Here is a 15,434-nt window from a genome sequence, read left to right as displayed (position 1 = left end):
TATGAATGTGAAAAAACAATCAATACTGAACTTCACGGTTAGCAATGTCCAGATTTTAGAAGCTGGCTTAACGGCTCAGAAATCTTGGGATTTGAATGGCGGGATCATTGGTTCTTCCTCTTCTGCTGACTGGATTCTGAAAGATAGTGCAGGTAAGACAAAACCATTCCATTGTGAAGTTGTATTAGTGGATGGTGTGTTTTGTCTTAAGGATCTTAGCGGAGAAACATACATCAATGGTTCTCACATGCCACTTGGGCAAGGTGAGTTAGCAAGGCTAGATCATAAAGATGAGATACACATTGGCCCTTATGTGATCCGAGTGCTTCGAGAAGATAGTGATGATGCGATGTCTCATGCTTCACTTGCAACACTATTAAACACAGATAGTAATGCACTTATCGCAGATGAAAAAGAAGAAGACAATTTGCAACCCGCGCTTGATGAGAGCGAGGAGTCATTGCATATCGATCCGTTAGCAGCACTAGATGAAGTGTTGCCCAAAGAAAATGAGTTTTCTCTTATTGATGAACTCGAGAAGCCTAAGGTCGATGAAGAAAGCCAGCGAGTTTTAATTCCTGAAAACAATTTGGCTTTGCAACAGCCAGATTTTACTCCACAAGCCGATAGTGATTTCGAAATATCTTCATCAGTACGGCTGAAAAAAATGTTCAAAAAATTATGGTCAGGTAGTCGTCACTCTGAGAATAAATCGACTCCGGAGGAGACACCAGCCAATAAACAACTTGTATCAAATTCAACAGACAACAATGTTTTAGAGGGCTTAGAGATGGATGAACGAGTACTAGACTTGCTAGAAGAAGAGGTGGCTAAAAGTGTTAAGCCAGAGCAAGTTGAACTGCAATCAAACCATGTAGGTGGAACACATTTACTTACTGGCCCGATGCTAAATGGCATGGGAGTAGACATCAGCTACGAACATGATATGGAACGTATGCATGCGTTATCTCGTGAGCTCGGTGAATCTCTTCAAGCTTGTGTGAAAGGTCTGTTAGATGTCCATGCTCAAGTCCAGGAAGGGCGCTTTGGTGTAATGAATCGAAACCTTCAGCCTATTGAAGATAACCCTTTAAGGCTTGGCTTGTCTTACGAAGAAACGATGCGCACGCTTTACGATGGTGAGCAAAGCCTTGTTCATCTTTCTGCTCCTGCCGCTATCTCCGAGAGCTTGAAAAATGTACGTGCTCATAATGAAGCTATGCAGCACGCTACTACTGAAGCCTTGTGTCAAATCTTAAATGCGTTTTCGCCCGACGTATTGACCCGCCGATTCCAAAATTATAAGCGCAGCTCAGACAATGTGAATCAGAGTGAAGGTGAGTGGGCTTGGAACATGTACCAAAACTACTACCAAGAACTGACCTCAAACCGCCAACGTGGCTTTGAAAAGTTGTTCTGGGAAATCTTTGAACAAGCATACGACAAAAAAATCCGTGAAAAACAATTGGAGTTCTGAAAGTGAATAAATGGCTAATCATGCTGTGTTCATTATTCTTTTTGGGCGGCTGTAGTAGCAGCTCATCAGAATATGATCCTGCAAATATGCCGACAAAAGTTACTTTCAGTTTAGTGGCTGATGAAGGCATGAACCCGAATATCACAGGTGAAACCTCGCCAGTTGAAGTACAGATATTTGAACTTAAAGACGACTCAATGTTTATGTCTGCTGATTATGACCAGTTACGGGAAGATCATAAGAAAGCGCTCAAGAGTAATTTTGTCGAAGTATATGACTATGTATTAACCCCAGGTCAGTTCAAATTTGTTACCGCGTTTGAAGTGGATGAAGACACTAACTACATCGGCGTGATGGCAAACTTTTCAGATATTGAACTTAGTGAATGGAAGAAGGCGGTCAAAGTTTTGAATAAGGGCAGAGAATATCACCTGCTTATGCTGTTCAAAGACTATGACGTCAAATTGGAAAGAGTGGAATAAAGATGTTTGCACGTAACCGTGTAATTTGGAACGAAGGGCTTTTTATCAAGCCGCAGCATTTCCAGCAACAACAACGCTACGTTGAATATCATGTCGATGAGCGCATGATTGCTGTAAGTCGCTATTTATATGGTATCTCAGAACTGTCACTCAATCCGGAGTATCTCTCATTTGGACGGATTGCGATTGAACGTGCTGTCGGAGTTATGCCAGACGGTACGGTATTCCGAATTCCACAAGAAGATGAGATGCCAGATGCATTGGAAATTGATGATGCATCTCTTGCGAACCAGTTAATTTATCTTGCGATCCCATTGCGCAGTGAGTCCTTGATGGAGATAAATTGGCCTGACGAACGTGGAACCGGACGATATGAAAGTCGTCGTCTTGAGCTACGGGATGTTCACACGGTGCAAGGGGATACGACAACGATTGATGTGTCTCCTGTGAAGATGCAATTGATGCTTGAAAAAGAAGATCGAAGCTCTTACGCGTCAATTGCGATTGCACGCATTCGCGAGAAGCGTCCTGATGGCAGCGTGGTATTAGATCATGACTTTATCCCGTGTCATTACAATGTCGTGGGTAATGATGCATTACATCGCTTCATTAATGAAGTCTCTGGCTTGATGAGAGAGCGTGCAAAAAATATTGCACAGCGTATTAGTTCACCTTCACAAGGTGGGGTCGCTGATGTCTCAGACTTTATGCTGCTTCAAGCGCTAAATAGACTTCAGCCTAAAATGCAACATCTAGCTGAACTTCGTAGCTTACATCCCGAGCGATTGTTTGAATCGTTGGCGTCAGTTTGTGGTGAGTTGGCCACTTTTACCGATGAAAGTCGCATGCCACCGAATATTCCAAGTTATAACCACGATATGCCGGGTGAGTCATTTTGGCCCTTGATCCGTAATTTACGTCAGAGCCTAAGTGTAGTGCTTGAACCAAGAGCTGTTTCGATTCAGTTAGACAAGCGTAAGTACGGCTTGATGGTTGCTCCTATTCAAGATCCTCAGTTGATGTCTGACGCAGAGTTTATTGTTGCTGTGAAAGCACGTATGCCGCTTGACGAATTGCGTCGCCTATTCACACAGCAAACAAAAGTTTCATCAGTAGAGAAAATTCGCGAGCTTATCTCGTTACAGTTACCGGGTATTCCTTTGGTTTCACTACCTGTCGCTCCTCGACAGCTGCCATACCATGCAGGATATACGTATTACCAACTTGATAAGACGAGTCCGGCATGGAATACCGTGATGAATTCAAGTGGCTTCGCTCTTCATGTAGCTGCGGCATTTGAAGACTTAGATCTGCAATTCTGGGCAATCAGGAGTTAAGCATGAGCTTTGATAAAAAACAGAGTCAGTACAGTAACTTACTTTTTGATGATGTAGAGAAAATTAATCACGATCAAGATTACTGGTTCCAGCTACGTGGCGATAATCCCAATATCTTAATTGATGCTGCAACGCCGTTGTTTGGCTTATCACTTCGTGTTCGCTCTTTGGCCGAGTGTGACAACATTGAACAGATTTACAAACAGACCATTGAAGAAATCAAAGCAATTGAAATTGAGTTGAACTCACAAGGATTTGAACACGCCGTTCTCATGGCGTACCGCTACATTTTATGTGCATTTTTAGATGAAGCTGTTATGGGTACGGAATGGGGAGCGTCTTGTGTTTGGGCTGAACACTCAATGTTGTCGAGGTTTCACAATGAAACTTGGGGCGGGGAAAAAGTCTTTGTCATTCTCTCTCGTTTAGAGGGCGAGCCTCAGACATATAAGCCTCTGCTTGAGTTCATTTATCACTGTTTAATCCTTGGCTTCGAAGGTAAGTACAGAGTGATGGAAGGCGGGCAAGTTGAGCGTGAGAAAGTAATCGAACGTTTACATAACCTTATTCACGATGAAGAACAACAAACATCAGTTGAATTGACCAGCGCAACGGATCATGTCGTCCGTTCGAAGTACAAGCTGAGTAAGCAAATGCCTGTCTGGTCGATTTTTGCAGGATTCGTGATCTTATGGATAGGTGTTTTTCTTGGCTACTCCTATTTACTGCATACCAAGTCAACAGATGTGTTGAGCCAACTAAACCAAATACTCTAAAAAATTAAAAGGCTAGGTGATAACTGTGATACGTATTGAACTACCCACTCTGATTTCAAAACTTAATGCACAAAGCAAATTAGCGCTAGAACAAGCGGCGTCATTGTGCATTGAGCAACACCATCCAGAAATTACGGTTGAACATTATTTAGAAGCTTTACTTGAAAATCCACTTTCCGATATTCGTCTAATTTTGAAGCAAGCGAATATCGATTTGGAGACGATGAAACAGGCGATTACCGCGAGTTATACTCGCGAAGCAGAATTAGATACCTACCCGCCATTTTCTCCCTTATTGGTTGAGCTACTGCAAGAAGCATGGTTGCTTTCAACGACAGAGTTGAACCAAGCAGAGATGCGCTCTGGTGCTATTTTCTTAGCTGCCTTATGCCGAGCAGATCGCTATTTGGATTATAAACTAATCCAATTGCTTGAAACGATTAACCGAGAAACACTTAAAAAGCATTTTAACACTGTTTTAGTTGATTCAGCGGAAACTCAAGTAACGAGTGATAAAGCAAAATCTGCAAACAAAACTGTCGCAGAGCAAGGTGAAACGCCTCTTTCTAAATATTGCACTAACGTAACTGAGCAGGCTCGCAAAGGGGAGCTTGACCCAGTTCTGTGTCGTGAAAATGAACTGAATTTGATGGTCGATATTCTTTGCCGTCGCCGGAAAAACAACCCGATTGTTGTCGGTGATGCAGGCGTAGGTAAAAGTGCAATGATCGAAGGGCTAGCACTCCGAGTGACAGATGGGAAAGTACCTACACAGTTACAAAATGTTGAACTTTATTCATTAGATTTGGGCTTACTTCAAGCCGGGGCTTCTGTAAAAGGTGAATTTGAAAAACGCCTGAAAGGTGTTATCGATGCGATCAAACATTCACCAAAACCTATTATTCTATTCATTGATGAAGCACACACATTGATTGGCTCGGGAAATCAAGAAGGTGGCAGTGATGCTGCAAACCTACTTAAGCCTGCGTTAGCAAGGGGAGAGTTAAGTACGGTTGCTGCAACGACATGGAAAGAATACAAAAAGTACTTTGAAAAAGATCCTGCGTTAACGCGTCGCTTTCAGCTTGTAAAGCTTGAAGAACCGAGCATTGAACAGTCAATAGATATTCTGCGTGGTCTCACTCCTGTTTATGAAAAATCTCACAGTGTATTAATCTCTGACGATGCGCTTAAGTCTGCGTCTGAGTTGTCTGCTCGATATATTTCAGGTCGACAACTTCCTGACAAAGCAATTGATGTTTTAGACACAGCATGTGCTCGAATTGCCATTAACATGACTTCGCCACCAAAGCGTTTAGCATTTTTGGAGAGTGCATGTCATCAACGTCAACTTGAAATCGACATGCTTGAACGTATGGAGTGCATGGGTAAAGAGGTTGATACGGCCCGGTTGGACGAGCTAAAAACCATCGAAGCACAGGAAGAAGTTGAAAAAGCAGAACTGACAGAGCGCTGGAACCATCAAAAAGCATTGATTGAATCCATTGTTGAGCTACGTGGGCAATTAATGTCACCAAGTGATTGTCACGATGAAGAGTGTGACTTTGAACAACTCAAATTGGACCTTAAAGAAAAATACCAAGAGCTAGAGTCAATTCCTCATCGCGAACGCTTAATGCATCCGCAGGTGGATGCAGAGCAAGTTGCAGAAGTGATTGCGGATTGGACTGGTGTTCCAATTGAGCAAATGAACAGTGATGAGCTGCATAAGATCACGCACTTAACCTCGATCTTAGGTGAACAAATTAAAGGTCAGGATCACGCGATCAAACGCGTACATAAACATTTACTTACCGCCCGAGCTGATTTACGTCGTCCTGGAAGGCCGAAAGGGGCTTTCTTGTTGGTTGGACCAAGTGGTGTTGGTAAAACAGAAACCGTCGTTCAATTGGCGGAGCAGTTGTATGGTGGCAAGCAGTTCTTGACGACCATTAACATGTCTGAGTACCAAGAGAAACATACAGTATCTCGTCTCATCGGCTCGCCTCCGGGTTATGTGGGTTACGGAGAGGGCGGCGTGCTAACCGAATCCATTCGTAAGATGCCTTACTCAGTTGTACTGCTTGATGAAGTAGAAAAAGCGCACCCTGAAGTTTTGAATATTTTCTATCAGGCTTTTGATAAAGGTGAGCTGGCTGATGGTGAAGGGCGTTTGATTGATTGTCAGAATATTGTGTTCTTCCTTACCTCGAATCTAGGTTACCAAACAATCGTTGATTACGCAGAAAACCCGAAAGCGTTGGACGAAGCGCTCTATCCTGAACTGGCTGCTTTCTTTAAACCAGCACTTCTTGCGCGTATGGAGGTGGTTCCATACATGCCACTTAATAAAGAGGTATTGGAGGAGATCGTTAAAGGAAAACTCTCTCGCTTAGAAGCCTTGTTGAAGAAGCGTCATAACGCGGTAGTTATGGTTGAAGACTCTTTAATTGAAGAGATCTTAAAACGAGCGACACGCTCAGAAAATGGCGCTCGTATGCTTGAAGCCATTATTGAAGGTCAGCTATTGCCACCTGTGTCTCTAGCATTATTAAACAAACTTGCTGCACAGGAAGATGTTAAGCAGATCCGGCTTGCAGCACAAGATGGTGAGTTTATTGGTGAGGTTGAGTAACGATGAGTAGTTGGTTAGCTTTTGCCACGCAGTTGGTGGGACTAAAAAAGCCCGACCAATTAGCTACAAAATTTGTTGAAGTACTAACTCGCGAGCTCCAATTGTCTCGTTGCTTAATACTGTTTCCTAACCCAGAGGGGCGCATGCTTGTGCCCCATAACGCTGAGTTATCATGCCAATGGTCAGTAACGGATTTAAATAATCCGTTTACTCAAGTACTGCAAACGTCTCAATCCATGACCTTATCTGCAGATGACTTGGTCTTTTGGCGGGGAGATCGATACTTTAGTCAGTTGGTTGAAAATGTGGGCATGTTTGAGGCTGTACATGTTCAGCCGCTACCCATTGATGCGCGGCATGTTCAAAGTGTCCTCATGATGGTTGGTGAGCAGGACTGTATTACGTCTATTTTTGCGGATGCAGGCTTCTTGCAGTTCGTTGATTTGTTCACTAAACAGTGGAACTTGTTGACAGAAATGATGAAAGAAGAGCAAGAGCACCGGGTATTGAAAGCATCATTTGATGACTTCGAAAAAGATTCTATGCAACGTGCTTTGGCACAAACATTAGAACCTATTTTGATTGGTCAAAGTGACGTGATGCAGCGGCTACGACGCCAAATTGCAAGTGCAGCTACATCCCAATTGTCGGTAATGGTTCAAGGTGAGACAGGAACGGGCAAGGAGCTGGTTGCTCAGGCTGTCCATCAGCTATCTTCAAGAAAAAAAGCTCCGTTTGTCGCTATCAACTGTGCCGCAATTCCAGAAAGTCTGCTTGAAAGTGAGTTGTTTGGGTACAAGAAAGGTGCTTTTTCTGGTGCTGACAGTGATAAGCAAGGGCTAATCGCTCAAGCAAATGGGGGCACATTATTCCTTGATGAAATTGGTGATATGCCTTTGTCTTTGCAGGCTAAGCTACTTCGAGTACTCGAAACTCGGTCATTCAGGCCTGTTGGAGGCAAAGAGGAGCAGACTTCTGACTTTCGTCTGGTCTCAGCGACTCATGTGAATTTGTTAGCGCAGGTTCGAGATAAGCAGTTTCGACAAGATCTCTATTATCGCCTATTCCAATATCCACTGACGTTGCCAAAATTAAGTGCACGTAAAGAAGACATTGACCAATTGAGCCAACACTTTGTTGTTAATTTTAATCAGCAACATGGAACGAACATTCGCGGTATTCATTATCGTGCGTTGGATTGTCTCAAACGTCATGACTTCCCTGGAAACGTACGTGAGCTAAAACATCTTGTTGAATTTGGTTGCGCTCAAACTGAAGATGGAACTCAGGTTGAAGAAGCCTGTTTTGCCTCGCGTATCTCATTACTGTGTGAAATCGGAAAAACAGAAGCAACACACGATCATGCTGTGGTGAGTGGTCAGAATAGCCATGATATCAAGTTCATTGATGACTTAAAGCAAGCGCTAAGCGATTACGAGGCTCAAATAATCCGAGATCGTCTGCAACAGTATGAGGGTGATAGAGCTAAAGCGGCTCAAAGCCTTGGGATACCAAAGCGCACCTTAGCGTACAAATGTCAAAAGCTGGAGATAAAAAGCTTATGAGAAAGTTATTGTTTTCAGTACTTAGTATTACGTTAAGTTCAGTGTGTTTATCTGGCAATAGTCATGCAGCAAGTGAGTCGAGTCAGCTTTTTGAACGCGCGAAAGAGTGCACTCAAGTGATAGCGAGAATTGAAAGGCTTAAGTGTTTTGATGAGGTGTTTGCAACACCTGTTGAAAGTCCGGTAGTTAACAAGGAACGACTACCAGAACAATGGGTTCGAGCCATGGAAAGTTTCTCTGACTCTGTCGATGAACTCCCACTTATTTTGAAAACCCAAGGGGAAGAAAAACAAAGTAATGCATGGGTTGCTTTACGAGCACAGAACGACAAAACAGCCTTTGAGGGAAATGATAAGCCCATTTTGATGATGAGCTGTATTGACAATTTAAGTCGTGTTGAGCTTATTTTTCCAGAAGCTGTTTCCGATCCAAGAATTAAATTATCAGTAGCTTACGGCCCGACACAGTATTGGCGTAGTGATGACTCAGGGTTGTTGTTTTCTTCTGCTCGCGGATTACCTGCAATTGAGATGATGAAAGCAATGGCTAAGGAGAAGCGCCTGGTGCTTCGTTCAAATGCAGCTATTGCTGATGGGTTGAAATTTGATAGTACAGAACTCAAAAACTCGCTGTCAGCATTGCGCTATCGTTGTGGTTGGTAAAGGAAGATAACCATGGAATTAGCAGAGTACCGCGAACATATAGTTCGACCTATTTCTTCTAAAACATCGGTTGGAGAACGACTCATCGATGATCCTCTTTTTGATTTTATTGAGGATCAGATGATGAAAGTGGGTTCGCTATCTCATGGCAGTGTCCAATGGGATGAAGTGGAGCATAGCATTGTTAAGTTATTTAGTGAGAAAACCAAAGATATAAAGCTTTTGGTCCACTTACTACAATGCTTACACAATCAAGTTAACCCGCAGCGTCTAATCGTTTCTTTTGGAGTAATGAATGATTTTATTGCTCACTACTGGGAAACCTGTTATCCGGCTCCAGGTAAACGTGGCAACCTTCCTCGACGTAAATTTTTTAGCCAAATGGTGCAGCGCTTTTCTTTAGTGTTGGAAAAGATTGACTTTAATCTGTTTGATACCCAAGACAGAGATGCTTTGTTGTCAGCATGTGAGGAGTGGCAGAAAACGATTGAAAAGGCAGGGTTAACAAATGATGTCGTTAGCTCGGTTGCCATTTCCATTACTTCTGAACTACGCAAAGTTGATGAGCGCCAGAAAACTGAGCAGCCAGAGATAAAGCAAAATGTTGCGGCTCCCATCACGACAACGAGTACACCTTCAGTATCGGTGGACAGTACAAGTGATAAGGCGACAAAACAGTCATTGCTAAAGGTGGCTGACTTTTTAGGTGAGCAGGAATTTGGCAGTTCAATTGGGATCCGTTTACGACGCTATGCCGTATGGGGGGCCATCACAACGCTGCCTGATCATGATGCTAATGGAGAGACGCTTCTTCGTGGCATGCAAGCTGACCGAGTAAAAGATTATCAAGATAAGCTTAGGCAGCCTGATCTAGTGCTTTGGCGCCAAGTAGAACAAAGCTTAACAATGGCTCCGTATTGGTTTGAAGGCCACTTAATGAGCTATCAGATAGCAAAAAGTCTTGGTAAGCAAGAGTGGTGTGAATCAATTGCTTCGGAAACACGTCTATTCTTGCAGCGTCTTCCTGAATTAATGAGCCTCAAGTTTAAAGGTGGTGAACCATTCGTACCGCAATCAGTGATCGAATGGATTAATGAAACTGATACAGCACAAAGCAGCTCTCAATCAGCTTTAGGTGATTGGCAAGAGCTAAGAAAGGAAGCATTTTCCTTAGCAAAAGAAGGCGGAATCGCGGTTGCGTTGTCCATGTTAAATGATGGATTAGTTAAGGCAACAGAGCCACGAGATCGTTTCTATTGGAGAATGCTTTCAGCAGACCTCTTGCAGGCAAATCATCTTGATGAGATGGCAGCCTCACAATATCAAACGCTATATGAACAAGTACTATCAATGAAAGTCACCGATTGGGAACCTACATTGGTAGAAGAATTAAAACGATACGCAACGTCAGATTAATCGAAGGATATACTCCATGTGGAAATTTATTGTTGGAATAGTAAAGAAGCTTAAACCAGGTATGGTTGCTGCTTTACCTGTTTTGCTATTCACAACGTTCATTTTAGTGAACGTGGCAATTTGGTGGGCTGGCCCGTGGTTAGAAATTGCAGGTAACCGACCGCTTGATAGTGTAATGGCACGTCTATTGGCAAGTGGATTTTTTACACTTGGTTGTCTAGGTATCTGGGGTATTGTCCAATGGCGTAAGTTACAAGGGTTTAAAGCGGAGCAAAAACGAGAAGAGACACTTCGCCAAGATCCAATAAAGTTACTTGAAGAGCGCCAAGAAAACGAGCTCAACCACATGATGGTTAATATGAAGCAGAGCTTGAATAAGCGTAACTATTTGTATGCTTTACCGTGGTATTTAGTACTTGGACTTGAGAATGCGGGTAAGACGAGTCTTATTAATCGTTCTGGACAAAACTTTGTGTTCTCTTCGGTACTTAGGGCTTCCGGCCAAAAAAGCGAGAACCCTTATTCTTTTGATTGGTGGGTAGGTGATGAATCTGTTTTGATCGATCCAGATGGTGAACTGCTTACTCAAGGCAATCGCAGTGAAGACAATGATGGAGAAATGGAACGCAGGCTTTGGCTTCACTTCATCAATTGGCTTGATCGTACTCGCAGCCGTCGACCGCTAAACGGTATTGTGTTGGCGCTTGACTTATCACATTTGGCAACGGCAACAGCAACAGAACGAAAGGCGTATGCTAGTTTACTCCGTGCTCGCTTACGTGAGTTGATGGAAACATTATCGACCCGCCTACCGGTGTACGTCTCATTGACTAAACTCGACTTACTTCATGGCTTTGAACCGTTCTTTAAGCAATACACAAAAAAACAGCGTGAAGAAGTTCTAGGTTTCACCTTCTCATTAGACTCTGTCGATGAACTTGATCATTGGCTGGAAGAATTTATTAATGAATATGGTCAGTTTGTTGAGCGTATTAACGAACTGTTACCTGAAGCCGCTGCGACACCTATGTCACTTGAAGAGCGAAATGCAATTTACAGTTTTACTCGTCAAATTGCTGGCTTAAAAGATATTTTGAAGGAGTTCTTCCAAGATGCGTTATCAAGTGATCAGTTCTCCACATCAGCGCTAGTTCGTGGTGTCTACTTTACTTCGGTTTATCAGCAAGGGGTTCCTACGAATGCATTTGATGATGCAGCCTCTCGTCGTTATGGGTTGACTCATGCGGTCAATAAAGCTCAACAGGCAAAGAATTCCACGGTCTACTTTACTCAAAAGCTATTTAGTAACGTCATTTACCCTGAAGCAGGGCTCGCGTCGGATAACTTCCGTGTCGCTAAGCAAAAGCGTCGGTTGATGGGGTTATCATTTGTTGCTTGCTCGATTGCTTCGCTTTTGTTGGTTGGTACTTGGCATCGTTATTACATGGTCAATACCAATCAGGCGTCGGCGGTATTGTCAAAAGTAAATGAATACAAGGAACAATTTCCATCCAGTTCACGCTTAACATCGCAACAAGACATTCTCATCCCATTAAACAAAATTCGTGAGGCTACGTTGGAGTTCGGTTTCTTCCGTGAAAAACCGATGTATGTTTCTGATTTTGGGCTTTATCAGGGCCATACTATTGGACCTAAAGTGGAAGAAACGTATCTGAACTTGTTGGAGACCCGTTTCTTGCCTCTTCTTATGGCGGATGTAGTTGTTGAGCTTAACTTAGCTGAAACTGATGAAGAAAAGCTCGCAGTACTGCGTGTTTATCGCATGATGGTGGATAAAAGTGGGCGCTACAAAGAATATGTGCTCGATTTCTTCGGTAAATATTGGCAACAAGAGTTTTCTGGTCAACGCAAAGTGCAAGAGGAGCTCCTTGGTCACCTTGATTATGCAATGCGTCATACCGATCTAGCTGGCGACAGAAATAATGGTGATATTGCTGCCGAACAGGTAATGAAGCCTTATGATGTAACGATTGCAAAGGTTCAAGCGGATCTTGGGTCTATGCCTAATGATCAGCGAGTATATCGAAACCTAAAATTGACGGCTCAAACAGCACTTGGTCCTTCTATCAACTTAAGAAATCTCGTTGGTCCAGTGTTTGATCTGGTATTCGAAGAGCGTGTCGAGCGCAGTTCTGCGTTGTTCATTCCACAGATGTTGACTAAAAAAGGTTTTGAAGATTACTTCCTTCCGGAGTCTGAACAAGTTTCTGATCTAGCATTGATTGATAGCTGGGTGCTAGGGCAGTCAAAAACGGCCCAGTTTAGTGAAGCGGACAAACAGGTTCTTCGTGACAAAATACGAGATTTATATGTCGCAGATTATGTGAATACTTGGCGAGCTGCACTGAACGAAATTGATATGAAGTATTTCCAGGATATCAACGATGCTGTTGCTGTATTGGATAACCTGACAGGAAACATTGAGCCGCTACAGCGTTTACTCCGCACTTTGGATACTAATACTCAGGTGATCGCCCAATTACCAACTGGAGAAGATGCGCAGAAAGAGATCTTAAAGTCACCAAAATACAAAGTGGCTTCAATGATCCAAGCGCCATTTTCTGAGCTAAATAACATGCTAGCACCTGTTGGAGAACAACCTGCTTATATCAACGAAGTATTGGCGTCTGTTGAAGAACTGAAAAATTACCTCAAGGGCATTCAAGAATCTCCGGATGCAGGCATGGCTGCTCTAGAAGCCACTAAGGCTCGGTTAAAGCTTGTTAATGCAGATCCGATCTATACCTTGAGACGTATCTCTTCAGGTTTACCTCAACCACTTGATGCCATGGTTGCGAAGCTTGCTGACGAAAGCTGGTATGTCGTTAAGCAAGAAGCGATTAAGCATTTGGAAGTGCGTTGGTATGAAGATGTTTACAAAACCTATGAGACTAAGCTAGCCAGTCGTTATCCATTCAGCCAGAAGTCGAAAAAAGATGCAGCGTTAAATGATTTTGAAGCCTTCTTTGCTCCGAATGGCACATTGGATAGCTTTTACAATCATCAGTTAAAGATGTTTATTGAAGATGCTTCGGCACTGAATGAAGGCGATGATGCTCAATCCATCATCCGCAAAGATGTTCTTGAGCAAATAAAGCAGGCTCAACGTATTCAGGCTGCGTTCTTCAATCGTAAAGGTATCTTGGATGTGAACTTTGCGATTGAACCTCTGCGTCTAACTAATAATAAGCGTCGTAGTGTGTTGAACGTTGATGGGCAGTATTTGGCGTACAGTCATGGTCCACGCGAAAGTGTCGATCTTATCTGGCCAAATACCTTGCGTGATTCTGCTGTTTCGAAAGTCACGCTTGTTCCTGCAAAACCGAATCAGTCTCCACGCAGTATTAATCTTCAAGGACCTTGGGCGTTCTTCCGCTTGTTGGAGAAAGGTGAAGTGATTTCAGCAAGTCCGACATCGGTTGACTTTAAGTTTGCAGTCGATGGTGGTGACATGACCTATCGGATTTATGCTGAATCTGATGCGAATCCATTTACGGACAGACTGTTTAAGTCATTTAAATTATCAAAAACACTGTACTAACTTATCAGGAGCGGCGTAAGTCGCTCCGTTTAATTCAGGACGAAGTATCTATGTCCAATATCTTATTTATTGACCAAGTTCCTTTCCATATTGTCGATGACACAGCTTCGTTGAGAGATCAAAGTACCTATCAGCGTGTTAGAGAAGAGATTAACCGCCGTAACGGCCCTTTTGGTGGCAGTATTGATTGGGAGAAAGTAAAGGCTGATTGTGAAACGCTCGCTAGTGGCCCCGGTATCGATCTCCTTTTATGTGGTTATTATGTTGTGGCTTGTTTGAAAACCTCTGGTCTTGCTGGTTACGTGAATGCTCTTGAATTATTGAGCTTAGGTGTTAGTCGAGCTGACAAGCCTGATAGCAAAACGGCCAAAATGCGTAAAGAAGTTCTCGATTGGATGAATGCACGTGTCGTCAGAGAGTTAAAAGATCTTAAGCCTGATTATCACTCTCTGCGTGACTTGTATCGGTGCGAAAACTATTTTGACCGAATTTTTCTGCTTATCGAACATCAGCAACCCGAATACCAAGTTGATTTTGAGGGGGTGGCGTTTGCCGTTTTTGAGCATATTGATCGAATTGAAACAAAATACCACTCTTTGGTTAAAGTGGACGAGGAGCATCAGGCTGAAGTTCTTCGTAAAGGAAAAGCCAAACAACGCTGGTGGCTAGCTGGTTGTTTCCTATTGGGAATTGGTTCGGTATTTGGCACGAACGCGATTTATCAAAATACGCCTTGGTTCCATGAAATATCTTTTCAACAGCAATTAACCACACCAAATTTGGCGGGAAGGGAGCAAGCATTACATTATTTAAGCATTCATTCTCAGGAGTCGGTAGCCAACGAAGAGCAGGGCATTACAACGCTTTATAGTGATTCCATTGAAACTTTGATTGATTCATCTGTGGAGCTGCCGTTAATTCAGGCCCAACAACAGCTTGAAGCACTGAATATTCTATTTCCTGATTCAGAGTTAACCCAACAAGTACAAGAATCTGTGGCGCTATCAAAGGAGCAAGCACTTCTTTTGACCTCACAGTTTATTGAACGTTTTCAAGAGATAAGAACCCGCATGGCTAATATCTCTTTGCTAGCAAAGAAAGAGCGTTGGCGAGAACTGCAACGCCAGACCAAATCACTTGAAGATTTTGCGGTGAGCTTGTCGCCAGTGTATGGGCGAGTGGGGTATGTGCAAGATCTCATTGAGCAGGGCGATTATGAACAAGCACAAATGGAATTCTCCGTGCTTAAAGAGCGATTAAATAGTTTGAGTTGGAAGGTGGTGGAATTAGAAGAGCATTTGGCATTAGAACGAAGAAATGGCGCACCATCAGAAATTTTGCCTGAAGAGCAATAAATTGCTCGTTAAGGGGCAGTTATTTGCTTGTTTTATTTTAACTTATTGAAATTTGGTGGATTTGAGGTTGGCATCCCCCTTGCTCTATCTCCTTCGTTCAATCAACCACTCATTCAAAAATGGATTAAAGGAAGGATTACGATGCCAACTCCATGTTATATCTCTAT

The 15,434-nt window shown here is 43.0% G+C and carries 10 protein-coding genes; all 10 read left to right on the top strand.

Annotated elements, in window-relative coordinates; translation table 11 throughout:
• Position 1: 1 nt before the first annotated feature.
• The 10 genes from tagH (at position 2) to ACQEXU_RS13880 (ending at position 15,267) form a co-directional block, all read left to right on the top strand.
• Complete coding sequence (tagH, locus tag ACQEXU_RS13925) at positions 2-1,477, top strand: type VI secretion system-associated FHA domain protein TagH (RefSeq protein ID WP_427011273.1); 1,476 nt, start codon at positions 2-4, stop codon at positions 1,475-1,477.
• A gap of 2 nt (positions 1,478-1,479) precedes the next feature.
• Complete coding sequence (gene tssJ, locus ACQEXU_RS13920; RefSeq protein WP_367989973.1) at positions 1,480-1,959, top strand: type VI secretion system lipoprotein TssJ; 480 nt, start codon at positions 1,480-1,482, stop codon at positions 1,957-1,959.
• A 2-nt stretch (positions 1,960-1,961) separates the two neighbouring features.
• A complete protein-coding gene (tssK, locus tag ACQEXU_RS13915) occupies positions 1,962-3,296 on the top strand; it encodes a type VI secretion system baseplate subunit TssK (protein WP_367989972.1) in 1,335 nt (444 codons plus the stop codon).
• A gap of 2 nt (positions 3,297-3,298) precedes the next feature.
• Complete coding sequence (gene icmH / locus ACQEXU_RS13910) at positions 3,299-4,072, top strand: type IVB secretion system protein IcmH/DotU (protein WP_427011272.1); 774 nt, start codon at positions 3,299-3,301, stop codon at positions 4,070-4,072.
• A 25-nt stretch (positions 4,073-4,097) separates the two neighbouring features.
• Positions 4,098-6,707 (top strand): type VI secretion system ATPase TssH, encoded by a 2,610-nt coding sequence (gene tssH, locus ACQEXU_RS13905; RefSeq protein WP_427011271.1) that lies wholly within the window; start codon positions 4,098-4,100, stop codon positions 6,705-6,707.
• 2 nt (positions 6,708-6,709) lie between these two features.
• On the top strand, positions 6,710-8,272 hold the full coding sequence (locus tag ACQEXU_RS13900; RefSeq protein ID WP_427011270.1) for a sigma-54 interaction domain-containing protein: 1,563 nt from the start codon (positions 6,710-6,712) through the stop codon (positions 8,270-8,272).
• Positions 8,269-8,934 carry a type VI secretion system-associated protein VasI gene (gene vasI, locus ACQEXU_RS13895; protein WP_427011269.1) on the top strand — a complete coding sequence of 222 codons (666 nt, stop codon included), beginning with the start codon at positions 8,269-8,271 and terminating at the stop codon, positions 8,932-8,934. The genes ACQEXU_RS13900 and vasI overlap by 4 nt, the downstream gene beginning before the upstream one ends.
• Positions 8,935-8,946: 12 nt before the next feature.
• Positions 8,947-10,350, top strand: a complete 1,404-nt coding sequence (gene tssA / locus ACQEXU_RS13890) for a type VI secretion system protein TssA (RefSeq protein ID WP_427011268.1) — start codon at positions 8,947-8,949, stop codon at positions 10,348-10,350.
• 61 nt (positions 10,351-10,411) lie between these two features.
• Positions 10,412-13,912: a type VI secretion system membrane subunit TssM gene (tssM, locus tag ACQEXU_RS13885; RefSeq protein ID WP_427011387.1), complete on the top strand. Its 3,501-nt coding sequence runs from the start codon at positions 10,412-10,414 to the stop codon at positions 13,910-13,912.
• Between the two features lie 50 nt (positions 13,913-13,962).
• On the top strand, positions 13,963-15,267 hold the full coding sequence (locus ACQEXU_RS13880) for a type VI secretion system ImpA family N-terminal domain-containing protein (RefSeq protein ID WP_427011267.1): 1,305 nt from the start codon (positions 13,963-13,965) through the stop codon (positions 15,265-15,267).
• The last annotated feature ends 167 nt before the right edge of the window (positions 15,268-15,434 follow it).

Origin of the sequence: Vibrio sp. TRT 21S02, assembly GCF_050113675.1 — a bacterium.
In the GTDB taxonomy this organism is placed as follows: Bacteria; Pseudomonadota; Gammaproteobacteria; order Enterobacterales; family Vibrionaceae; genus Vibrio.
Note: the sequence above shows the minus strand (reverse complement) of the source record. Positions and strands in the feature narration are given on the sequence as shown.